This window comes from Sorangium sp. So ce375, assembly GCF_051473855.1.
In the GTDB taxonomy this organism is placed as follows: domain Bacteria; phylum Myxococcota_A; class Polyangia; order Polyangiales; family Polyangiaceae; genus Sorangium.
Window position 1 is genome coordinate 109,149 of record NZ_CP150335.1, and the last position, 21,607, is coordinate 130,755.

The 21,607-nt window shown below is 72.2% G+C and carries 17 protein-coding genes; 7 read left to right on the top strand and 10 right to left on the bottom strand.

Features of this window, described 5'->3' with window-relative positions:
- Positions 1-140: 140 nt before the first annotated feature.
- Both WME90_RS00390 and WME90_RS00395 read right to left on the bottom strand, forming a co-directional pair.
- On the bottom strand, positions 141-767 hold the full coding sequence (locus WME90_RS00390; RefSeq protein ID WP_437279046.1) for a Uma2 family endonuclease: 627 nt from the start codon (positions 765-767) through the stop codon (positions 141-143).
- A 101-nt stretch (positions 768-868) separates the two neighbouring features.
- On the bottom strand, positions 869-4,552 hold the full coding sequence (locus WME90_RS00395) for a UvrD-helicase domain-containing protein (protein ID WP_437279047.1): 3,684 nt from the start codon (positions 4,550-4,552) through the stop codon (positions 869-871).
- Between the two features lie 301 nt (positions 4,553-4,853).
- On the opposite strand from WME90_RS00395, the gene WME90_RS00400 reads away from it, so the two are divergent.
- Genes WME90_RS00400 through WME90_RS00415 form a run of 4 tightly spaced genes read left to right on the top strand, consistent with a single transcriptional unit; the run spans position 4,854 to position 8,183 of the window.
- Positions 4,854-5,813 (top strand): UbiA family prenyltransferase, encoded by a 960-nt coding sequence (locus WME90_RS00400; RefSeq protein ID WP_437279048.1) that lies wholly within the window; start codon positions 4,854-4,856, stop codon positions 5,811-5,813.
- Positions 5,810-6,544 carry a ferrochelatase gene (locus WME90_RS00405; RefSeq protein WP_437279049.1) on the top strand — a complete coding sequence of 245 codons (735 nt, stop codon included), beginning with the start codon at positions 5,810-5,812 and terminating at the stop codon, positions 6,542-6,544. Before WME90_RS00400 ends, WME90_RS00405 begins: the two co-directional genes overlap by 4 nt.
- Entirely contained in the window at positions 6,541-7,458 is a 918-nt protein-coding gene (locus WME90_RS00410) for a prenyltransferase (RefSeq protein ID WP_437279050.1), read from the top strand. The genes WME90_RS00405 and WME90_RS00410 overlap by 4 nt, the downstream gene beginning before the upstream one ends.
- A 14-nt stretch (positions 7,459-7,472) precedes the next feature.
- Positions 7,473-8,183 (top strand): lycopene cyclase domain-containing protein, encoded by a 711-nt coding sequence (locus tag WME90_RS00415; RefSeq protein WP_437279051.1) that lies wholly within the window; start codon positions 7,473-7,475, stop codon positions 8,181-8,183.
- Positions 8,184-8,385: 202 nt separating this feature from the next.
- Here the strand turns inward: WME90_RS00415 and WME90_RS00420 are convergent, their stop codons facing one another.
- A complete protein-coding gene (locus tag WME90_RS00420; protein ID WP_437279052.1) occupies positions 8,386-10,077 on the bottom strand; it encodes a hypothetical protein in 1,692 nt (563 codons plus the stop codon).
- 1,163 nt (positions 10,078-11,240) lie between these two features.
- Here WME90_RS00420 and WME90_RS00425 point away from each other — a divergent pair.
- Positions 11,241-11,543, top strand: a complete 303-nt coding sequence (locus tag WME90_RS00425; RefSeq protein WP_437279053.1) for a hypothetical protein — start codon at positions 11,241-11,243, stop codon at positions 11,541-11,543.
- 212 nt (positions 11,544-11,755) lie between these two features.
- Here the strand turns inward: WME90_RS00425 and leuD are convergent, their stop codons facing one another.
- Both leuD and leuC read right to left on the bottom strand, forming a co-directional pair.
- On the bottom strand, positions 11,756-12,376 hold the full coding sequence (gene leuD / locus WME90_RS00430) for a 3-isopropylmalate dehydratase small subunit (protein WP_437279054.1): 621 nt from the start codon (positions 12,374-12,376) through the stop codon (positions 11,756-11,758).
- A gap of 27 nt (positions 12,377-12,403) precedes the next feature.
- Positions 12,404-13,813: a 3-isopropylmalate dehydratase large subunit gene (gene leuC, locus WME90_RS00435; RefSeq protein ID WP_437279055.1), complete on the bottom strand. Its 1,410-nt coding sequence runs from the start codon at positions 13,811-13,813 to the stop codon at positions 12,404-12,406.
- A 216-nt stretch (positions 13,814-14,029) separates the two neighbouring features.
- Here leuC and WME90_RS00440 point away from each other — a divergent pair, with 216 nt between their 5' ends.
- The gene (locus WME90_RS00440) at positions 14,030-14,941 is read left to right on the top strand and encodes a LysR family transcriptional regulator (RefSeq protein ID WP_437279056.1); all 912 of its coding nucleotides are present in this window, start codon (positions 14,030-14,032) and stop codon (positions 14,939-14,941) included.
- Positions 14,942-15,124: 183 nt separating this feature from the next.
- On the opposite strand, the gene WME90_RS00445 is transcribed toward WME90_RS00440, so the two are convergent.
- The 5 genes from WME90_RS00445 to WME90_RS00465 all read right to left on the bottom strand — a co-directional run bounded on the left by WME90_RS00445 (position 15,125) and on the right by WME90_RS00465 (position 20,466).
- On the bottom strand, positions 15,125-16,669 hold the full coding sequence (locus WME90_RS00445) for an IMP dehydrogenase (protein WP_437279057.1): 1,545 nt from the start codon (positions 16,667-16,669) through the stop codon (positions 15,125-15,127).
- Positions 16,670-16,878: 209 nt separating this feature from the next.
- Positions 16,879-17,844 carry an AraC family transcriptional regulator gene (locus tag WME90_RS00450; RefSeq protein WP_437279058.1) on the bottom strand — a complete coding sequence of 322 codons (966 nt, stop codon included), beginning with the start codon at positions 17,842-17,844 and terminating at the stop codon, positions 16,879-16,881.
- 107 nt (positions 17,845-17,951) lie between these two features.
- Positions 17,952-19,073, bottom strand: a complete 1,122-nt coding sequence (locus tag WME90_RS00455; protein ID WP_437279059.1) for a DUF4185 domain-containing protein — start codon at positions 19,071-19,073, stop codon at positions 17,952-17,954.
- Between the two features lie 34 nt (positions 19,074-19,107).
- Positions 19,108-19,446: a four-helix bundle copper-binding protein gene (locus tag WME90_RS00460; protein WP_437279060.1), complete on the bottom strand. Its 339-nt coding sequence runs from the start codon at positions 19,444-19,446 to the stop codon at positions 19,108-19,110.
- A 363-nt stretch (positions 19,447-19,809) separates the two neighbouring features.
- Positions 19,810-20,466 (bottom strand): ferritin-like domain-containing protein, encoded by a 657-nt coding sequence (locus tag WME90_RS00465; protein ID WP_437279061.1) that lies wholly within the window; start codon positions 20,464-20,466, stop codon positions 19,810-19,812.
- A gap of 79 nt (positions 20,467-20,545) precedes the next feature.
- Between WME90_RS00465 and WME90_RS00470 the strand changes: the two genes are divergently transcribed.
- Complete coding sequence (locus WME90_RS00470) at positions 20,546-21,529, top strand: hypothetical protein (protein ID WP_437279062.1); 984 nt, start codon at positions 20,546-20,548, stop codon at positions 21,527-21,529.
- The last annotated feature ends 78 nt before the right edge of the window (positions 21,530-21,607 follow it).

Sequence of the window (21,607 nt, forward strand, 5' to 3'; positions counted from 1 at the left end):
CCGCTGAGGCGCCAAGGACGCCAAACACAGAATATTGTCTTGGCGTCCTTGGCGGTTCGAAATTCTTCGCTTTGCTGGCGGTTTCAACCCGGTTGTACCGTCCGAGGCGCCCGCGGCAGCGCCGGCCTGAGGCCCCCGGCTCACCTGTCGCCGCTCTCGTCCCGCTCCGGCTCCTCGTCGTCCAAGAGCGGCGCCACCTCGGCCCACAGCGCATCCAGATCGAGCTCCAGCCCTTCCAGCCCCGGTACGAGCACCTTCCCTTCCGAGGCGGGCAACCGCTGCACGTAATACCCGTCGGGGCCGAGCTCCCACAGCTCGAAGAGCTGCGCGTCCGGATCCACGAGCCAGTACCAGCGCACCCCGAAGCGGGCGTACTCGATGGTCTTCTCCATCCGGTCGCGCCGCACGTCGCGCGGCCGTTGCGAGAGCACCTCGACCACCACGGTCGGAGGGATCCGGGAGAGCGCGTCGCGGCCTCGGAGCGGCGCGCCCGGGGCATACATGCACACGTCGGCCTTGCGCCCGCGTCGCGCCGATACGCCGAGCTTGTACTCCGAGCCAAACACCCAGCCGCCCCGCGGTCGGGCCCATCCGCGGAGCACCTCGATCAACCAGCTGACCACCGCTTCGTGCAGCGTCGTCGGCGCCTCTTCCTCCACAAGACGGCCATCCAAGAGCTCACCCGGCTCGTCCTCCTCGAGGTCGGCCCACTGCTCCAGCGTCATCGGCTCAGGTCGGAGGATTTCTGCTGCCGCTCTCGAACCCATGCCATCCATCGTACCACCCCACGGGCTTCCCGCGACGCGCCACCCACGGGCCTCCCGCGACGCGCCACCCACGGGCCTCCCGCGACGCCCGGCGGCGCACCTCACACCCTGAGCACCACCCCTCTCGCCCTCTCGCCCGTCGCCTCGGCGATCGCCTGCACGTAGAGCCGCACCTGCGCCTCCTGCGCCGCGTGCGCCGTGCCCGCGTCGGAGCCGGTCTTGAAATCGACCACGGTCCAGATCCCCACGTCGCCCACGCTCTCGCGGAACGAGAGGTCGACGATGCCCTCGGCGATCGTCCCGTCCTCGAGCCGCAAAAGCAGCGGCGTCTCCCGCTCGCACGTGCCGCGCGCCGCGCTCTCCGCCGCGCGCCGGAGCAGCGGGTGCTCGAGCGCCGCGACCGCCGCCGCGACCGCCGCGTCGACCTCCTCGGCCGGCGCCCCGAGCAGCCGCGCTTGCGCCGTCGCCACCGTCCTCACGTCGTCCTCGCCTGCCCGGAGGTCGACCTCGGCCAGCACCGCGTGCACAAGCGTCCCGAACCGCTTGCCGTAAGGCCGGCCCTCGCGCGCGATGTCCGTCTGCTCGAACGAGATCACCGGCAACGCGTCCGCCCGCTTCCCCCGCGCCGCCTTGCCGGCGCCCGCCTCGCCGGCAGCCGCGCCCGCCGCGTCCTCCGCTGCGGCGGCGGCCAGCGCCGCTTCGTGGCTGATCTCCGTCGCGGTCTTCACGCGGACCGCCGCCACCGCGCCGTCCAGGATCGCCCGCAGCCGCGCCTCCTGCCACACCTCGTGGCCGCGCTGCCCGAGCTCCGCCGCCGCGCCCGTCGCCGTCACGCCGCCGCTCGCGTCCGCCTGCAGGATCCGCTGCTGCCGCAGCCCCGCCTCCGGCTCGCGATCCAGATCGAGCGCGCCAGGATCCCACCACACAACGCGGTGCGATCCCGCCATCGGCGCGTGCTCCCCCGGCGCGACCGCGTCCCGCTCGTCGGCCTCGCACCGCGCCGGGCGCTCCAGCACCGTGTCGGTCCCGAACGGAGGGCAGCCGAGGTCCTCGCACGGCCGGGGGCTCCGCCGCTCGCGCGGCGCCGGGTAGAGCACGGGGTGCAGCACGTCGAGCCAGCCGTCGCTCGTGCCGTCGCCGGGTCGCGCGTCGCCCACCGCGGGCACCACGAGAAGCTCGCGCGCCCGCGTCGCCGCCACGTACGCGAGCCGCACCGCCTCCTCGCGATCGCGGCGCAGCACCTCGTCGCGGCGCTCGACGAGCTCCGCGGGCACGCAGCCGGCGATCGGCTCCGCCCACAGGCCGAGCTCCGGATCCACGTGCCGCGACGGGAGCTGGTGCACCGCCGGCGACGCCGGATCCGCCAGGATCACCACCGGGAACTCGAGCCCCTTGGCCCGGTGCACCGTCATGATCCGCACCCCCTCCGTGCCCTCCTCGACGACCGGCGCCTCCGCGACCTCGCCCCGCTCGGCGTCCAGCTCGAGCCGCTCCACGAACGCGCGGAACGACGTCGCGCCGGCCGCCTCGAAGCGCCGCCCGAGATCCATCACCCGCAGCACGTTCGCGAGCGCCTGCTCCCCCGTCGGCCAGATCGCGATGCCCGCGTGCGCGCGCGTCTCGTCGAGGAGCCCGCCGATGGTGTCCGCGATCGGCCGCCGGTTGCGCTCGCGGTGCAGCCGCCCGAGCACCGCGAGCGCCTCCGCGACCTCCCGGAGCGGCCGCGCCCCGCCCTCCACCGCGAGATCGAGCGCGCCGTCGTCCGGCGGCTGAAACAGCGGGTGCAGGCGGCGGAACCGGTCGCGGTAGAGCAGGAGCACGTCGTCCGTCAGCGCGAAGAGCGGCCCGCGCAGCGTCGCGTAGACGCTGAGCTCGTCGTCCGGCCACTCGATCGCGAGCAGCGCGCTCCGCACGGCCATCACCTCCTCGCGATCGTGGAACGACCGCCCGCCCACGAGCACGTGCGGGATCCGCCGCGCCTCGAGCGCCCGCACGTAAGCGCGGGTCGCGTCCTCCCCGAACGTCTGGAAACGCTTGAACAAAAGGCAGATGTGCCGTGCCTCGAGCGGCACCCGCTGGCCCGGGCGCTCGCGCTCCGTCACCGTCCAGCGCCGCCCGCCCGAGGCCGCGCCCCGGCCGCCGTGGATGAGGTGGTGGACGAAGGCGCCCACGGCGTCCGGGATCGACTGCCGCACCCGGAAATCGGAGATCCTGCCGAAGTCGCCGTAAGGCCGCGGCACCGGGAGCGCGATGACCGTCGGCTGCTCCGGCGGATCGTCGCGGAACCGCTCGAGCGCGACGTACCGCGCCTGGCTCGCCGCGCGCTCGCCCTCGGCGGCCGCTCCCTGCATCAGCGGCGCGAACGCGGCGTTGACGGCCTCCTGGATCGACGGGGCGCTGCGGAAGCTCGTCGACAGGTACAGCACGCTCGCGCCGCACGCGACGAGCCGGGCCTTCGTCGCCTCGTAGAGCGCGACCTCGGCGCGGCGGAAGCGGTAGATCGACTGCTTCGGATCGCCGACCACGAAGAGCTTGCCGGGCACCGGGCGCGCCCGCGTCCAGTCGGTCTCGGAGAGATCGTCGGCCGCGAGCAGGAGCAGGATCTCCGCCTGGAGCGGGTCGGTGTCCTGGAACTCGTCGACGAAGAGGTGCGAGAAGCGGAGGTTCAGCTCCTCGCGGACGCTGCGGCTCGATCGGAGGAGATCCCGGGCGCAGAGGAGCAGGTCGAGGAAGTCGAGCTTGCCGGCGCGGGCCTTGAGCGCGTCGTACGCCTCGATCGGCGGCCGGAGCTCGCGCGAGAGGCAGGCCGCGAGATCGGCGCTCGCGGCCGTGAGCACGGCGTCGAGCTCGGCCTTCACGCGGTCGCGCTGCGCGAGCACCTCGGCGCGCGAGAGGTCCGCGCCGAACGCCTTGCCGGTCCCCTTCCAGCGCCATTCCTTCCAGCGCGCGACGTCGCCGAGCTCGGCCTCCAGGCCGTCGTGATCGCGCCCGCCCGTCACCTCCTCGCGGCGGCGGAGCTCCGCGAGGTAGCGGTCGAGGTTCCGGAGGCTCTGCGCGAGGTAGTCGCCCTCCCGGTCGGCCTCGGCGCCGAGGTTCGCGAGCGCCGCGAGGCGGTCGAGGATCTCGTCGATGGCGCGCTCGCGGTCGAACGGGTCGCGTCGCCAGGCGCGCGTGAAGTCGCGGTGCTCGGCCAGCCTCCACGCCGCGCTCCGGAGCAGGTCGCGCGGGCCCTGCGCGCCGTCGCGCGGTCGCCGGCGCAGGATCCGGCGCACGCCCTCGGGCGGGTCGTTCAGGGTGCGCTGGAACCACGTGTCGAAGGCCTGGTCGAAGAGCGCCTCGGCCTGATCCGCGGCCGCGACCTGGAACAGCGGGTCGACGCGCGCCTCGACCGGCCACTCGCGCAGGAGGTCGGCGCAGAAGGAGTGGATGGTCCCGATGCGCGCCGCCTCCAGGTGCGCGAGCGCCTCGTCGAGCCGCGCGCGCTCCGCCGGGCCCGCGCTCGAGTCGCTGCGCGCCCGCTCGATCTCGGCGCGGAGGCGCAGCTTCATCTCGCCGGCCGCCTTCTCGGTGAAGGTGACCGCGACGATGCGATCGAGCGTCCCGCCGCCCTCCTCGGGCGCCCTCCGCAGCACGGCGACGATCCGCGACACGAGCGCGGTGGTCTTGCCGGTGCCCGCGGCGGCCTCGACGACGAGCGTCGTCAGGAGGTCGTCGCGGATGCGGCGGCGGGCGGGCTCGTCCACGAGCGCCCGCGCGCCGCGCAGCCGGGTCGCGTCGGCGGTCATGCGGGCCTCCCCGCGGGCTCGAGGCGCTGCTCGGGGGCGCGCGGCGGGAGCGCGCTGGCCAGGCGAGGGGAGGGGGGGAGGACGTGCCGCACGAGGTCGCGTGTCGAGGCTGCCGAGGGGAGTAAGGTGGCTCAGATCAGCGTGGAAGGAAACGCCGCTCCGACCCGCTGGCGGCGCTGGCCTCGGAGTGGAGCGCTTTCCAGCGCCGGCGCGCCCCGCGGAAGGCGCCGCCTTTTCCGGGCGGGCTCATGTAGCCCATGAGCGCCCGTGTTCTTGTGCTAGCAGCAGAGAGACCTGAGCCATGCGCCTCGAGTCGATGAGCCCTGGAGCGCGGTGGGTGTACGCGCTCAAGCCCGCGAGCTGGTCCAAGGTGCTCGTCCCGGCGGTCTGCGGGCACGCCGTGGGCGCGGCCGCCGCCGGCCGGCTGTCCGCGGGGGCGCTCGCCTTCGGCGCGCTGTGGATGATGGCCGACGTCGCCTTCATCGTGCTCCTCAACGATTGGGGCGATCGCGAGGTCGATGCCCTCAAGAGACGCATGTTCCCGGATGGATGCTCACCGAAGACCATCCCGGACGGCATCCTTCCCGCCCACGCCCTCCTTCTCGCCGGGCTCGGGGCCGGCGTCGCCGCGTTGCTCGTGGCCTGGGGGGCCGGCGTCGCGCTCGATCGCCCGCTGCTGCTGCCCCTGGCCGCGCTCGGTCAGCTCGTCTTCGTCGCCTACACGCTGCCGCCGATCCGGCTCAACTACCGCGGCGGCGGTGAGCTCCTCGAGATGGTCGGCGTCGGCGGCGTGCTCCCCCTGCTGCACGCGTATGCCCAGTGTGGCGTGTGGGCGCCGGCGTGGCTCCTGGCGCTCCTGCCGGGCCTGCTCCTGCTCGCGCTGGCGAGCGCCCTGGCCAGCGGGCTGTCCGACGAGCAGAGCGATCGCGCCGGCGGCAAGCGCACCGTGACCACGCTGCTCGGCAATGCGGCCACGCGCCGGATCACCGAGGCCCTGGCCGGGCTCGGCCCTCTCCTCTGGCTCGCGGCGCCCGCCCTCGCCGAGGACGCGCCGCCGCTCTTGTCGATCGCGCCGGGCGCGGCCGTCGCGCTGTTCTTCAGGGCGCGGCTCCTCCGGAAGAGCGCGGAGGCGGTGACGAACGCCTTCGCCGCGCAGGCGGCCTACAAGCGCGAGCTCCACCGCGCGATCCAGTGGGGGATCGTCGCCCTGTCGGCGGCCGTGCTCGCCGCCGGGCTCGGCGCCGCGGGAGGGCCGACATGATGGGCACCTCGGTCATCCCTCCGGAGGACCGCGACGCGCTGGCGCGCCTGACGCCCCTGCTCGGCGCGCGGGCCTCGGTCGCGCCGCGCCGGCAGTGCGCGCCCACCCCCGTCGCGCTGATCGAGCAGATCGTGAACGGCAGCGAGGACGCCGAGCGGGCGAGCGCCTTCGCTCGCGGGCTGGGCGAGGTGATCCGCGCGGTCGCCGACAACTTCCCCGACAACATCTTCTGGGACCTCGACTACCTGGCCTGCTGCCTGTGGCAGGCCGGGAGCGCGCCCGCGATCGGCGAGCTCGCCCGCCGCGTGGTGTCGCTCTGCCTGGGCTTCGGCAACAAGTCGAAGCTGCGCTTCCGCTACGCGCACGACTTCCTCTACGGCTATGACTGGGCTCGCTGGGTGATGCGCAAGCCGGAGGAGCGCGCGGGCATCGGGCCCTTCGACGTCGCGTTCTTCGACTACCTCGACAGCCGGCAGGAGGCGCTCGTCGAGCTCATCGCGAACAACGACCGCAAATACTCGCAGCTGAACGGCCGGGAGTACCGCAACCCCTTCTCGTTCATCCGCGAGCCGCGCGAGGAGTCGCAGCTCCACTGCCTGCTCGCCGAGGTCGATCTGATCCCGCTCAAGGCCTGGCGCCTCGACGGCGAGCGCCGCTGGGACCTCCCCTTCGCCGATCTGCGCGCCAAGCTGGCCGATCGCCTCGGCCTGTCGCGGGGCGCGGGGCGATGAGCGCCCGGCCGGGGGCGCTTCGGGCGTGGCTCGATGCGTCGCGGCTCGCCTCGCAGCCGACCATCGCGCTCCCGCTGCTGCTCGGGCAGCTCGTCGGCGCGCGGGCGGCCGGGCGCCCGCTCGACATGGGGACGCTCGCGGCGGTCCAGCTCTTCGGCCTCCTCGACCAGCTTTGCATCGTCTACGCGAACGACGTCGCCGACCAGGAGACCGATCGCCGCAACCGGACCGCCACGCCCTTCTCGGGCGGCTCGCGCGTGCTCGTCGAGGGGCGCCTCTCGCCCCGCGCGCTCGGGGCCGCGGCCGTCGTGTGCGCCGCGGCGCTCGTGGCCGTCTCGGCGGCGCTCGCCGCGGCGCTGTCGACGTCCGCGGCGCCGCTCCTCGTGCTCCTCGCCATCGCGGCGCTGCTGCTCCTCTGGGCCTACAGCTACCCGCCGCTTCGCCTGTCGTACCGCGGCGGCGGCGAGCTGCTCCAGATGGTCGGCGTCGGCGCGCTCCTGCCGCTCTACGGTTACGTCGCCCAGGGGGGCGATCCCGCGCGTTTCCCCTTCGCCCTGCTCGCGTTCCTGCTGCCGAGCCACCTCGGTTGTGCGATCGCCACCGCGCTCCCGGACGAGCCCTCGGATCGCGAGAGCGACAAGAGGACGCTGCCCGTGCGCGTGGGCGGAGAGCGGGCGGCTCGGTGCGTCGTCCTCCTGAACGGCGCCTCGCTCCTGCTCGCGCCGGTCGGCTTGAGCGCGGTGGGCTTGCGCCCGGGGGCGGGCCTGCTCGTGCCGGCGGCGGCGACGCTCGCCGTGCTGCTGGCCCGCCCCGCGCCGGCGGGCTCGCGCCGGCTGCTTGTCCGGGTCGCGGCGGCGGGCGCGGCGACGCTGTCGCTTGTCGGCTCGACCGTCATCGCGCTCGCCGCGGGCTGAAGGGCGCGGGCGCGATGTCCCACGACTTCCTGCTGCTCTCGTCGCTCTTCCTCCTGCCAGGGGGCGTCATCTGGCTGGGGCGCCCGGATCTGCGCCCCCTGATGAAGCGGGCGGCGCTCGCCTCGCTGCCGTTCGCGGCGACCGAGCGGCTGTTCTATCCGAGGTACTGGACCCCGAAGTTCCTGTTCGACCTCGCCGATCGGATCGGGTTCGGCATCGAGGACGTGCTGTTCGTCGTCGGGCTCAGCGCCTTTTCCTCGACCGCCTATGCCGTGGTGTTCCGCCGCGCGCCGGTGCCCTGCGCGGCGCAGGGCGCGCGGCCGTGGCGGCGGGCGGCGGCGGCGATCGCGCTCGTGCTCGCGACGGCCGTGGCGCTGATCGCGGCCGGGGTGCCCGTCCTCTACGCGTCGGTGGCGGCGATGTTGGGGGTCGCCGCGGCGCTCGTCGCGCTGCGCGGCGATCTGCTCGTGCCGGGCCTGCTCGGAGCGCTGCTGTCGGCGGCGCTCTATCTCGGCCTGTGCCTCGTCTTCGCGGCGCTCGTGCCCGGCGTGTTCGAGCGCACCTGGCGGCCCAGCGTGCTGCTGCCGGGGAGGGCGCTGCTCGGCGTGCCGCTCGACGAGATCCTCTACGGGCTCGGCGCGGGCTTCGCGGCCACGGTGTGCCCGGCGTGGGCCTTCGGGTTCAGGTATGCCGAGGCGCCTCCGGTCGGGCAGCGCGCGGGCTGACGGCGGGGCCGCGCGGCCGCGCAGCGCCGGGGCGGCGCCGCCCTGGAGCGCCGATACGCCGGGAGGGCCAGGGGATCGTGCTCCCCCTGGCCCTCCCGGCGCGTTCGTCATTCGATCGGTGGTGCGGGGCTGCAGGGCGCGGGCGGCGCTGTTGCGCTCTCGAAACCTCCCGCGGTCGGGGGGATCGCCCGCGCCTGTCGCGTCACGGCAGCATCAGGACGCACTCGGTCCGGCAGATCGGGGCGGAGCCGCCGGCGCTGATCTCCTCGCAGATGGTCCGGATGGTCGCGCCGGGGGGGCAGGTGGCGCCCTGCACGCACTCGGTCCAGCACTCGCCCGTAGACGGGTCGGCGCCGCCCATGCCGGTGCCGCTGCTGCTGCTGCTCCCGGAGCAGACCTTCTGCTCGATCATGCCGGGCGGGCAGTAGGGCTCGACGGGCACGCACTCGGTCCAGCAATCGCCGGGGTAGGGCATGCCGGCCATGCCGGTGCCGGTGCTGCCCGAGCTGCCGACGGAGACGCTGCTGCCGCCGCAGATGGTCTGCGGGATGGTGTCCGGCGGGCAGTAGGGCTCGACGGGCACGCACTCGGTCCGGCAGCCGCCGCCGGGGAAGGGCGTGCCGCCCATGCCGGTGCCGCTGCTGCTGCTGGTATCGGGCTCGGGCGCGCCGCCCTCGCAGATGGTCTGCTGGGTCGTGCCGGGCGGGCAGTAGGGCTCGACGGGCACGCACTCGGTCCAGCAACCGCCCCAGTCACCGTCGTACCCGCCGGTGCCGCCGACGCCGGTGCTCACGGCGCTGCTGCCGCTGCAGACGGTCTGCTGGGTCGTGCCGGGCGGGCAGTAGGGCTCGACGGGCACGCACTCGGTCCAGCAACCGCCGATGGGGGGCGGTGGCGCGGCGAATCCTGCGTCGGAGCCGCCCATGCCCCCGCCGCCGGGGCCCCCGCCGGCGCTGCCGCTGCTCGCCCAGCCGCCCGAGCCGCCGACGCCCACGCTGGTGACGGTGCTCTCCCCGTCGCAGTAGGTCTGCGGAATGGTGCCGGGCGGGCAGTAGGGCTCGACGGGCACGCACTCGGTCCAGCAACCGCCGCCGGGGTACGGCGGGCTGGTGCTCCCGCCCGAGCCGCCGATGCCGCCGCCCGTGGTGCCGCTCGAGCCGCCGATGCCGCCGCCCCCGGTGCCGCCCGAGCCGCCGATGCCGCCGCCCCCGGTGCCGGAGGCGCCGCCGGCGCCCATCCAGCCGCCCGAGCCTCCGACGCCGACGCTGCTGCTGCCGGTGCCGGTGCCGGTGGTGCCGCCGTCGCAGTAGGTCTGCGGGGTGGTGCCCGGCGGGCAGTAGGGCCCGACGGGCACGCACTCGGTCCAGCAATTATCGCCAGGGAAGGGCATGGGGTCGGCGCCCCAGCCGCCGACGCTGCTGCTGCTGGCGCTGCCCCAGCCGCCGGATCCGCCTGCGCCGACGCCGACGGTGGTGCCGCCGCACACGGTCTGCTCGATCGTGCCCGCCGGGCACATCGGCTGCGGCGGGATGCACTCGGTCCAGCACTCGCCCGGCTCCGTGATGATGCCGCCGGCCGAGCCGCCCTGGCCCACGGAGACGCTGCTGCCGCCGCTGCAGATGGTCTGCTCGCTCCAGTCAGGGGGACAGACGCTGTCGGGCACACACTGCTGCTCGCACATCTCCCCGATCTCGCACGGCGAACAGACCGTCTCCCAGTGAAAGCCAGGTCCGCAGCTGGGCTCCGGTGGCGGTGATGGCTCCTCGGCGTGCCCACAGCCCTGCCCCTTGGCGCCGGTGAGCACGACGAGCGCGGAGAGCGCGATGAGCCCTTGGAGCGAGGAGCGAGCGGCCGACGAACGCGAGATAAGAGAGGAGACGAACGCGAAACGCATGGGGTACTCCGTCCTGCGTGCCTGTGCGCGACACGCGATCAAGGAACGATGGCTCTGCGCCGCGGCAAGCGGAGCGCTGCTGCGCGCGGCGACTCAGCGCCGACTCGAAGAGCTCGTCCGGAGTTAAAGCATTGGACATGCCAGGCGAGTCCGCCTGCTCGGCGGCATCGCCGGTCGCTCGGAGCGACGCGTTTCGGCCTGCTTTTCGAGGGCGCGCGGCGTCCGCTGCAAGCAAGCCTACAGCGCGACAGGGCCGTGGTGTGACGGGGAGCGCTGCCCACGTGTCAGGTTGAGCCAACTGCGCCACCGGGGCTTGCCGGCAAGCAAGCGAATGAAATGATGGTGGAATTTTGGTCTGGATGTCGGTGAGGTGACCCGACCCAGGTTGAGGTGACCCGACCCAGGTTGAGGTGACCCGACCCAGGTTGAGGTGACCCAGGTTGAGGTGACCCGACCCAGGTTGAGGTGACCCGACCCAGGTTGAGGTGACCCGACCCAGGTTGAGGTGACCCGACCCAGGTTGGGTCGCTGGCCGCGTCCTGCGCGTCTGCGGTTGTTGTAGGAGGGAGGACCGGTGGGGCGCGAGGGCGCGCGGCGGCGCGGTAGCAGGCGGCGGTCATCGGCGAGAGGTTGCGGGCGTGGACCATGGCGGCCACGGTCTCGGGCAGGGCGTCGCGGCGGCGGACGGCAGCCGTGTGGATGAGCTCCTCGAGGTAGAAACGCATTGCCGTTGGCGCGGTCGATGAGGCGCTCGACCGGCGCGGCGTCGGCCGCCGGCAGCGCGTGGCGGCCAGCGCAGCGGGTCAGGCCGCCGAGGTGCAGCTCCTGGACGTCGCGCCCGGCCCACAGGTCGGGGGAGGGGCGGCGCAGCGCGCACGAGCGTGAAAGACCGAGAAAACCACGCCCGGCAGGCCATGAGAGAGAGAGAGCATGACGACTCGCCCGTCTTTCCTGCCGTGTCGTGACGGGAGTGCTTCCTGCCGTGTCGTCACGGGAATTGTATCTCGCTGTGACGGACGCCCCGGGCATCGTCGTTGCAACGGACGGAAACAGCCGGCAACGGACGGCAACATACGACCTCGAGATCGCGGGGGTGCATCGTGCACCCTGGCTCGAGATCGACAGGGGAGGGAATGGTGATGAGCACTCTTCGGAAAATGCACATGGGCCTCGGACTCGCGCTCGTGACGGCGCTGGCTCTCTCGACCGGCGCCGCGACCGCGAACGACGCCGACGTGGAAATCGACGAGGCGTCGCCTGGCGAGAGCGCGGACTGGATCCAGCCGGGAACGACCTTCTTCTGCTCGATGTCGGGTCCGACGGCCTTCACGCGGTCGAGTGCCCAGCTGACGATCCTCGCGGACGGGTGGCACTGCGCGCGGGAGCGCACGGGCGGCGGTGCCCCCCTCTGGGTGGACTCATGTCACAAGGTTGCCCAGCAGGTCGGATGTCAACTCATCAACTGACCTGGAGCTGAGGCGCTGCGCCCGATCGTGGGGCGCGGGGGATGCGCGAAGGCGACGGAGATCTGCGCAGCTCCATCGCCGTCCTCTCCCCGCGCGGGGCGCCCCTCGAGGCGAGGGCACGCCGGGCTGGAGGCGTCCCCTCGCCTCCGGGGTTCCAGGTCGAGGTGGAGGCGGCGGTTCGCGCCGGAGCGGGGAAAGCTCGACCGGAGCCCTCAGGCCCCCTGCGCGTGCTGCTGCACGTACGGCAGCCGCGCCGCCACCTTCGTGACCTCCTCGGCCCCCTCGAGGAGCTGGGCGATCGGATCCCAGGTGCCGCGGATCAGCGACTCGCGCGCCCCCGGCTTGATGGTGAACGGCACCTTCAGGTCGCTCCCGGCTCGCACGACCTGCTCCTGCAGGTCGACCGTGACGGGCGTCTGCGGATCGGCGTTCACACGCGCCACGAGCGCGGCGCGGTCCTCGCGGCTCAGCGAGACGCAGGGGATGCCGAGCGTCGTCGAGTTGCCGAAGAAGATCTCGGCGAAGCTCTCGGCGATGACGGCCTTGAAGCCCGCCTTCGCGATCGACTGCGGCGCGTGCTCGCGCGACGAGCCGCAGCCGAAGTTGCGGTCGGCGATCAGGATCGTGGCGCCCGCGAAGCGCGGGTCGTTCAGCGGGTGCTCCCGCTTCTCGCCGCGCTCATCGAAGCGCACGTCCCGGAAGAGGTGCTCGCCGATGCCGTCGAAGGTGACGCACTTCAGGAAGCGCGCCGGGATGATGCGGTCCGTGTCGATGTCGTCCCCCGGAACGTGAACGGCGCGACCGGTGACGGATTGAATCAAGTCGAGTGCCATTGGGATCTCCCTCGGGTGCGAGCGTCGTCAGATTCCGAACACGTCACGAGCGTCGGCGATCTCGCCGCGAACGGCGGCCGCCGCGACCATCACCGGGCTCATGAGCACGGTGCGCCCGGTCGGGCTCCCCTGCCTGCCCTTGAAGTTGCGGTTGGACGAGGACGCGCACAGCTCATCGCCGATGAGCTTGTCGGGGTTCATCGCCAGGCACATCGAGCAGCCCGGCTCGCGCCACTCGAAGCCCGCCTCGCGGAAGACCCTGTCGAGCCCCTCGGCCTCGGCGGCGCGCGCCACGTCCATCGACCCGGGGACGGCCAGCGCGCGCACGTGCGGCGCGACCTTGTGCCCCTGGATGCGCCGCGCGACCTCGCGGAAATCCGAGAGGCGGCCGTTCGTGCAGCTGCCGATGAACGCCACGTTGATCTTCGTCCCCTCGATCGGCTTGCCGCCCTCGAGCCGCATGTACTCGAGCGCCTCGCGGATCAGCGCCCGCTCCGACTCGTTCGCCACGTCCTCGGCCGCCGGGACGTTCTCCTTCACCGAGATCGCCTGCCCCGGCGTGATGCCCCAGGTGACGGTCGGCGCGATCTCGCTCGCGTCGATCCGGACGACATCGTCGTAACGCGCGTCCTCGTCCGAGGCGATGGAGCGCCAGTACTCGAGCGCCTTCTCCCACGCCTCGCCCTTCGGCGCGTACGGACGCCCCTTCATGTACTCGAACGTCGCCTGGTCCGGGTTGACATAGCCGACCCGGGCGCCGCCCTCGATCGACATGTTGCACAGGGTCATCCGCTCCTCCATCGAGAACCCCTCGATGGTCGACCCGCCGTACTCGTACGCGTAGCCCGTGCCGCCGGACACGCCGAGCCGGCGGATGATCTCGAGGATGATGTCCTTCGCGTAGACGCCCGGCCCGAGCTTGCCCTCCACCTGGATCCGCCGGACCTTGAGCCGCTGGAGGCTCAGCGTCTGCGTCGCGAGGACGTCGCGCACCTGCGTCGTCCCGATCCCGAACGCGATCGCGCCGAACGCGCCGTGCGTCGACGTGTGCGAGTCGCCGCACGCGATCGTCATGCCGGGCTGCGTGAGGCCGAGCTCGGGGCCGATGATGTGCACGATGCCCTGCCGCCCCGACTCGAGATCGAAGAAGGTGACCCCCTGCTCGGTGCACGCCTTCTTGAGCGCGTCGACCATCCCCTCGGCCAGCGCGTCCTTGAACGGCCGCTTGCGGTTGTCCGTGGGGACGATGTGATCGAGGGTCGCGAACGTCCGCTCGGGCATGCGCACCCGGAGGCCGAGATCGCGGAGCATCCCGAACGCCTGGGGGCTCGTCACCTCGTGGATCAGGTGAAGGCCGATGAAGAGCTGGTCCTCGCCGTTCGGCAGTGTGCGGACTTTGTGGAGGTCCCAAACCTTGTCATAGAGACTCTTACCCATGATGGCCTCTCGCGGTGCGCTGAATGGGGGTGAAGGGGACGGCGTGCGAAGCGGGCCGGCCCGAGCGCCGGAGCCGCGGCGCGGGAGCGGCCTCCCTCGGAGGCGGCCGGAGCGCCGCCGATCTGGCGGTCCAACGTCGGGCGGCGGGAGGACTATGCGGGCGCGGGAGGATTAAGTCGAATGAAACTTTTTTCACGATCGATTAAGTAAGGCTACATGGACGCGTCGCTGCTCCCCGCGCTCGAGGATGTGCTGATGGTGGCCCGGTCGGGCTCGGTCGCCGAGGCGGCGCGGCGGCTGCACAAGACGCCGTCGGCGATCAGCCAGCAGGTGCGCCGGGTGGAGGAGCGCTTCGGGGTGGCGCTGTTCGAGCGCGACGGGCGGGGCCTCCGGCTGAGCCCGGCCGGCGAGGCGGCGCTCGGCGCGATCACGCGGCTGTTCGACCAGGCGGAGGGGGTGTTCGAGCTGCTCTCGGAGCTCGCTGGGGAGCCGTCGACGACCCTGCGCGTGGCGGCGAGCGACTACCTCGGCAAGGGGCTCCTCGTGCCGGTGATCCGGCAGATGCTCGAGAAGCGCGCGCCGGTGCGGTTCGCGATCACGACGGCGAACTCGGTCGACGCCGCGCGGGGGGTGGAGCGCGGCGAGGTGGACCTGGGCCTCGCGTCGGCGTCCTCGGCGGGCGGCGACCTCGTGAAGCAGCCGCTGTTCGTGCAGCCGTTCCTCTGGGTGGGGCCGCGGCTCAAGGGCACGGCGCCGGCGCTGCGCGAGCGGCTCCGGCACGAGCCGCTGCTCCGGCTGGCGCCCGGCAGCGTGGGGCGGCGGATGCTCGACGCCTACCTGGATCGCGAGCGGATCCGGCCCATCTCGACGATCGACGTGTCGAGCGTGTCGCTCCTTGTCTCGTACGTCTCCGGCGGGCTCGGCATCGGCCTCGCGCCGGCGCTCGCGCTGACCGAGGTGGCGCGCTCGCGGCTCGACGTCGAGGTCGCCGAGGTCGACCCGCTGCCCGTCGAGCTGATGACGCGCGAGAATTTCCGGCGCAATCCGATCATCGAGCGCTTCGTCGAGCGGCTGGCCGCCGAGGGGCGCCGCGCGGAGCAGCGGACGCGGGCGCTCCTCGGCGGCTGACACCGCGCGTGTCAGCCTGTCGGCGCTCACCGTGGGGCAACCGCTCACACCACCGGGCGTGACGAGCTCGACCGGTGGTTCCGGGATGTCTTTCTCTTTGGCGGCGACGACGAGCTCCGGGTGTCCGGCGTGCGCCCAGGGCCGCGAGGAGAGGGCCAGTGTGCGGGGCCCGAGCGCGGCGCCTCAGGGCTCGCGCGGATTGCCGCGCGTGTCCTTCAGCATCACGTCGTGGACGCCGCCTTCGTGGATGCTGACCGCGGAAGCGACGGTCAGGCGCGCGCGCATGTACAGGTCGCGGAGCGATGTGGCGCCGCAGTTGCACATGGTCGAGCGCACCTTGGCGAGCGTGACATCGAGGGTGTCCTTCAGCTTGCCGGCGTACGGTACATAGCTGTCGACGCCCTCCTCGAACTCGAGCTGATCCTTCTTCTTGCTGGTGTCGCCGTGGTCGTAGCGCTGCCAGTTGCGCGCGCGGTTGCTCCCCTCGCCCCAGTACTCCTTCATGAACTGGTTGTTCACGCGGACCTTGCGCCCGGGCGCCTCGTCGAAGCGCGCGAAGTAGCGGCCCATCATCACGAAATCTGCGCCCATCGCGAGCGCGATCGTGATGTGGTAGTCCTGGCTGATACCGCCGTCGGAGCAGATCGGCACATAGATGCCGGTCCGCTGGAAGTACTCGTCGCGCGCCTTGGCCACCTCGATCACGGCCGACGCCTGGCCGCGGCCGATGCCCTTTTGCTCGCGCGTGATGCAGATCGAGCCGCCGCCGATGCCGACCTTGACGAAGTCGGCGCCGGCCTCGACAAGGTAAAGGAAGCCCTCGCGATCGACGACGTTGCCGGCGCCGACGTAGGTCGCCTTGCCGTGCGACTTCGCGAAGGCGATGGTGTCTCCCTGCCACTCCGAGTAGCCGTCCGACGAGTCGATGCAGAGCACGTCGGCCCCCGCCTCCACCAGCGCCGGCACGCGTTCCCTGTAGTCGCGCGAGTTGATGCCGGCGCCGACGATCAGCCGCTTCTCGTGATCCACGTTCTCGAGCGGGTGCGCCTGGTGCGACTCGTAGTCCTTGCGAAACACCAGGTACTGCAGGTGCTGTCGCTCGTCGATGACGGGCAGGGTGTTGAGCTTGTGACGCCAGATGAGCTCGTTCGCCTCCTGCAGATCCAGCCCGACCTTGCCGCAGTGGATCGACTTGAACGGCGTCATGATCTCGCGCACCGGCGTGCTGAGCGGCGTCTTGCCGAGCCGGTAATCGCGGCTCGTGATGATGCCGACGAACCTGCCCGTGGGCGAGCCGTCCTCGGTGATGGCGATCGTGGAGTGGCCCGTGCGATCGGTGAGCGCGAGGACGTCGCCCAGCGTCGCGTCGGGGCGCAGGTTCGAGTCGCTCACGACGAACCCGGCCTTGTAGTTCTTCACGCGCCGCACCATGGCGGCTTCTTCCTCGATGCCCTGCGAGCCGTACACGAACGACAGGCCGCCACAGCGCGCGAGCGCGATCGCGAGCTCGGCGCCCGAGACCGACTGCATCATCGCGCTGGTGATCGGCACGCTGATCGTGAGCGGCGCGAGCCTCGGATCCGGCGGCCTGGCGCCCGGATCGGCCTTGAACCGGACGACAGGGGCCGTGAGATCGACGTTCGCCGGGACGCAGTCCTTCGTCGTCAGATTCGGGACGAGCAGGTACTCGCCAAACGTCCTGCTCGGCTCATCGTAGATGAATGCCATGTCGGCTCCTAGTGCAAGGACCCCGAGCTGTCAAACACGAGCAGCGCCGCCTTCCTAGAAAATCGTTGCGATATCGGTGGGTTGTGGGGCTATCGGAGGGGGCCGGAGCGCGGCGCGCGGCCTGGGCGACCGGGCTCGGGCCGCCCGCCGGCACCGCTGCGAGGCGGCGCGGGGGCCCGGCCAGGGCGGCCGGGCCCCCGCAGGCGGGGCTAGAGCGGGCGCACCGGCAAGCAGATCTCGCAGCGGAAGATGTTGGTCTTGGGATCGTGGAACTCGCCCTGGTAGAGCTCGAAGCAGGGCCGGTGGTCGGGCTGATAGCCGCTCTCGGGCAGCCACCTCCCGAAGAGCTGGTCCCACGCGGCGCCGATCGCGTGCGCTTCGTCGGCGAACACGGCCGCAGCGTACTTGCCGCCGGCGACGTCGGTCACGTTGACGTCGCCGTCCGCCTTGAAGCCCTGCGGGATCACGATCGCCGCGTCGAGGCGGCACTTGGCCGGCTCGGTGACCTTGGGGTTGTCGTGCGCGATGGCGAGGCAGGTGCGGTCCGGGGTCCACAGATCGCGCGCGCTGGCCCAGCGCACGAGCCGTTGCCAGGCCTCGTTGACGCTCCCTCCCGGGCCATAGGGGCCGATGCTCCGGACATAGGCCACGTGGTAGCTCGGCAGGGTCTTCACCGTCACGTTCATGATCTCCTCCTCGTCTTGGCGGGCGTCCGTGCCCGACGAGGAGGCATCTTGGTCAGGCGCGCAGGTCGCTGCTTTGCACGCATTGCGCTCGGCTTCACCCGGCTTGCGATCCGCTTGACGCGCCTTGCACGACTCTGCGGCGCCGCCGTTGCGCCAGGCGGACGCGCTCATGCCGAAGCGCTCCTTGAAGGCGCGCGCGAAGGCGCTCGCCGAGCTGAAGCCGTTCTCGAGGGCGATCTCGAGGATGTCGGCGTGCGGCCGCTGCACGAGGTGGTTCGCCGCGGCCTCGAGGCGCGTTCGCTGGATGAACTCGCGGAGGTTCTCGCCCGTCATGGACTTGAACACGCGGTGGAAGTGAAACGGCGAGAACGCAGCCACCGCCGCCAGCGCGTCGAGGGAGAGGTCCTCCGCGCGGTGAGCCTGGATGTAGTCGACCACGCGGTTCACACGCCGCTGGTACTCGGCGCGGCTCCTGTCGGACGTTGCCACGGGCGGAGGGTACCCGAGGATCGGTCGCAGAAAAAAGCGCGTCGGCCGCTTCCGGCGCGCTGCGCGATGGCCGGACGAGCGCACCCGGGTTGAACGGCCGACGTCGCCTACTCGAGCTCGAGCTCGACGAGCCGGATCTCCCCCTCCACGAACCCCGTCTCCCGGAAGTACGTCACGTACTCCACCCGCCCTCCTTCCCGCGCGAGCTCCGCGTGCGCGAGGCCGGCATAGGGCCACGCCTCCGGCGTCGGCGGGGCCTTGGCGGTGAACACAACCGCGCTGTCGGACCACGGCCCCTCCGGCGCCGGAGCCGTCCGCAGCGAGATCTCCGTCGATACCGGCTCGCTGTAGAGCGCGATGTACCTGCCGGCGTGTGCGTTCCAGTGCACCGACATCATCGGCGCTCCCGACATGATCGGCTCTGCCTCGTCATAGCGCTCCACCCAGCGCCCGTCCGAGAAGAACCGCCACGCGCCGCGCTCCGTCGCGTCCGCGAGCGCCGCGCGCGCGATGACACACGGACACGTGCGCCCCGAGCACGCGCAGGCATAGGCATAGAGCATTCCCTCGCGGACGAGCGCCGCCGACGTGAGCGAGGGCTCGCCCGCGCCGAAGAGCAGCGTCGGATCCGCGGCCTCCGGGCGGACCTCCGGGCGTACGGGGGGCGCGTCGAGGCTATCCCAGACCGCGATCGACGAGCCCAGCACGACGAGGCTGAACGTCTCGGGCTGCGCTGTCACCTTGTTGTAGAAGACGAGCGCACGGCCGGTCGCCTCGTCGACGACGATGGGGCCCGGCCACAGCGCATAACGCACCCCGCAGTCCTCCTTGCACGCCTGCTCCGTCGGAGGGCCGAAGTGCGCGAGGTTGAACGCGAGCTCTTGCTCGGTGAACGGCAGGAACTCCCCCGGCTTGCCGGCCGCGTCGAGCGGCTCCGTGAGCGACGAGAGCCCATCCGACGCATCCAGATCGTCGGTCGTGCAGAAGGTGCTCGACCTCCAGCCCGAGAGGTCTTCCCCCGATATCTCCAGCATCGTGTCGCCGAACACCCACACCGATCGTTCGCCCCAGCGCGCGCTGTAGCCGCCGTCCCGCCCTCGAATCGACGGCGCAAACTCCAGCGCACCCAGGTCGCGCACCGCGCGCACCGCAGCCTCGGGCGGGTCCGCGCCGCAGCCGGCGCCCAGGAGAGCGATCCCGGCGGCCCCCATGGTCCTTCGATAACGCATGCGCGCGAGGGTACCATGGGGCGCCCGAGGGCCGTCAGATCTGCCGGCAGGCGGCGGCGCAGCGGCGGCACTCGTCAGCGCACGTCTTCATCTGCATGTCGCCGGTGAGCTTATCGCAGCTCGCCGCGCACTGGTCGCACAGGCTTGCGCACAGGCTCATGATCTGGGCGATCTGCGGCGAGCTGCGCAGGAGGATCTTCGAGGCCGCCTCGCAAATGTCGGCGCAGTCCTGGAGCAGCCGCATGTGCGTGGCGCTCGCGTGACCGCCCCCCATCTCGAGGCAATACTGAGCCGAATGGGTGCAGATCGAAAAACAATCCTGGGTGAACCGGGCCACCTCCCGGAACGATCTGTTCCCCGGAAACCTGCTCATGAGAACCCCCCTCGATCCAGCTGGCCGCCCTTCGCCGCGAGGAAGTCTCGCGACAAAGACGCGACCTTGGTGTCTGAAGGGTGAATGGACTGGATGGCTTTTGCATGTCGGGCCGTCCCGCATATGGGCCTCGGAACGGCGACCGACGTGGAGACCGTGGTGCGCTGAACGCGCCTCGCGACCACCCGGGGCACCGCGAGAGCCGCGCGAACGTCCTGCCCGAACGGCTTATTGCCGCCCTGGTCGCTCGCTCAGCGCGACACCGCGACACGGTAGCGCGAGCGACGTCCGGACCGTCGACCCGTGCATTGACCAACCCGGCGTTCGAGCAGGTAGGCGGCTCGTCAGGACAGTGCCTGAACGCTAGCACCCGGGCGCGCGGCAGATACCCATCTTCAGGCGCGCGATCTCCTGGAGCTCCTCGGCGATCTCGAGCGTGCGCATCGCGGCGGCGCGCGCGAGCGCCTGGGCCTCTTCGGTGACCGCGAGGCGCGCGAGGAGCCGCCGGCCCATCTCGTGGTGATGGCCTTCGTCCGGCTGGATCACGTCCCGGTAGAGGCGCGCGGTCTCGGCGTCGCCTTGCGACTCGCAGTAGTCGATGAAGGCCTGGTTGTGCACCTTCGCGAGCGCCTCCCGCGTGAACTGGCCCGCTGCGACGCGCTCGACCGTGGAGCCGAGCCCCTTCAAGTATCCGAACATCGGCGTCGGAGGCCCGAACCTCGCCGGGGCCGCGGCCGGGTCGACGCCGAGCGCGCGGAGGCGCTCGGCGATGAGCCGGTAGTGCCTCGCCTCGTCGCCGCACTGGCGGGCGAGGGCGAGCTTCACCTCGACGTCGGTCTCGGTGGTGAGCCAGAGCGCGGCCTCCTCGGTCGCCTCGAGCTCCTTCTTGAGCGCGGTCGCGAGCAGCGCCGGGATGCCGACGCCGCTCGCCGGCTCCGCCGCGCGGGCCACGGCGCCGATGTGGGCGAGGCGCTCACCGACCTTGCGATCGAGCTCGTCGAGGAATTCCTCTGGCTTCATGTGGGGCATGATGGGCGCGCGCCCGGCGGCGGGTCAATAGGCCGCGCTTCCGGGGGCGAGGAGGGTGTACCCTCCTCGAATGGCCTGGAGCTTCCTGCCGTCGTGGATCGATCTCGAGTCGGTCTCGATCTCGGTCGATCTCCCCGCTCGCACGATCTTGAAGCGCACCGGGGTGGCCGCGCTCGCCACGTCGAGCGTGACGGCGCTCCGCCTGACGCTCGCGCCCGCGCTGCTGCGGATCTCCTTCGAGCCGTACCTCGTCATCGACCTGCCGCCGCCGCTCGGCGACATGGGGCTCCAGCAGATCGAGTACGACTTCCGCTCTGGCGCGATGGTGCCCAACGTCTTCTACACGGGAGGGCTCGTCCGGGTCGGAAAGGGATCGGCCGAGGACGAGGCGCGCGCCTTCATGCGCGGACTCGTCACGTCGACGCCCATGGCCATTCCCCCGTACGACCCGACCAGCGATCCCGACCTCGTCGTGACGGCGCGTCAGGTGCTCCGGAACCTCGAGTCCGATGGGGGCGGCGTGGTCGTGCGGGGCGCCCGGGTGTCCGCGCGGCTGACGCTGCGCCAGGAGCTCGCGGGCGGGGTGGGCTCGGACGGGTTCCGCATCCCGGCCGGCGCGACCATCGCGGCCAGCGTCGACGTCGAGGGCACCCGGGAGCAGATCGAGGCCTCGCCGCGCGTGCAGCGGATCGAGGTCGACTGCTCCTCGGCGGTGCTCCACAAGCGCGGAGTCGATCAGGCCGACGTCCGGCGCTTCGTCGTGAAGCGCGGCGGCGAGATCGCCGTCGAGCGGGTCGAGCCGCTCGGCTCGGCGGGCCAGGCCGCTGGCGTCGAGTCGCTCGTGCGCCTGTTCGGCGCCCTGGTCGCGGGCGGCGGCGTCGCGCTCGACCCGCAGCGCCTCGGGCCGAGCGCCGTGGAAGGGCTCGTCAAGGAAGAGATCGCGCGCGCCCTGCGCCCCGCGCTCGTCGAATGGGTGCAGCAGAACCCCCACGTCGTCGTGGGGATGGACCTGCGGCAGGTGCTCGGGATCGCGGTGGGAGGCGCCGTGGCGTGATGATGGGCAGCGCCGATGCTCGAAGCGTGCGCGCCGCGCTTCTTCCGGCGCCCGGGGTCCGAGGGGTGTTATAAACCC

What these genes read in the sequence shown, in the direction of transcription:
- WME90_RS00420 (WP_437279052.1), bottom strand. Translation starts at nt 10,077, where the DNA reads ATGCGTTTCGCGTTCGTCTCCTCTCTTATCTCGCGTTCGTCGGCCGCT.
- WME90_RS00405 (WP_437279049.1), top strand. Translation starts at nt 5,810, where the DNA reads ATGATGGGCACCTCGGTCATCCCTCCGGAGGACCGCGACGCGCTGGCG.
- WME90_RS00455 (WP_437279059.1), bottom strand. Translation starts at nt 19,073, where the DNA reads ATGCGTTATCGAAGGACCATGGGGGCCGCCGGGATCGCTCTCCTGGGC.
- WME90_RS00470 (WP_437279062.1), top strand. Translation starts at nt 20,546, where the DNA reads ATGGCCTGGAGCTTCCTGCCGTCGTGGATCGATCTCGAGTCGGTCTCG.
- WME90_RS00425 (WP_437279053.1), top strand. Translation starts at nt 11,241, where the DNA reads ATGGGCCTCGGACTCGCGCTCGTGACGGCGCTGGCTCTCTCGACCGGC.
- WME90_RS00440 (WP_437279056.1), top strand. Translation starts at nt 14,030, where the DNA reads ATGGACGCGTCGCTGCTCCCCGCGCTCGAGGATGTGCTGATGGTGGCC.
- leuC (WP_437279055.1), bottom strand. Translation starts at nt 13,813, where the DNA reads ATGGGTAAGAGTCTCTATGACAAGGTTTGGGACCTCCACAAAGTCCGC.
- WME90_RS00465 (WP_437279061.1), bottom strand. Translation starts at nt 20,466, where the DNA reads ATGAAGCCAGAGGAATTCCTCGACGAGCTCGATCGCAAGGTCGGTGAG.
- WME90_RS00400 (WP_437279048.1), top strand. Translation starts at nt 4,854, where the DNA reads ATGCGCCTCGAGTCGATGAGCCCTGGAGCGCGGTGGGTGTACGCGCTC.
- WME90_RS00390 (WP_437279046.1), bottom strand. Translation starts at nt 767, where the DNA reads ATGGGTTCGAGAGCGGCAGCAGAAATCCTCCGACCTGAGCCGATGACG.
- leuD (WP_437279054.1), bottom strand. Translation starts at nt 12,376, where the DNA reads ATGGCACTCGACTTGATTCAATCCGTCACCGGTCGCGCCGTTCACGTT.
- WME90_RS00410 (WP_437279050.1), top strand. Translation starts at nt 6,541, where the DNA reads ATGAGCGCCCGGCCGGGGGCGCTTCGGGCGTGGCTCGATGCGTCGCGG.
- WME90_RS00460 (WP_437279060.1), bottom strand. Translation starts at nt 19,446, where the DNA reads ATGAGCAGGTTTCCGGGGAACAGATCGTTCCGGGAGGTGGCCCGGTTC.
- WME90_RS00415 (WP_437279051.1), top strand. Translation starts at nt 7,473, where the DNA reads ATGTCCCACGACTTCCTGCTGCTCTCGTCGCTCTTCCTCCTGCCAGGG.
- WME90_RS00395 (WP_437279047.1), bottom strand. Translation starts at nt 4,552, where the DNA reads ATGACCGCCGACGCGACCCGGCTGCGCGGCGCGCGGGCGCTCGTGGAC.
- WME90_RS00445 (WP_437279057.1), bottom strand. Translation starts at nt 16,669, where the DNA reads ATGGCATTCATCTACGATGAGCCGAGCAGGACGTTTGGCGAGTACCTG.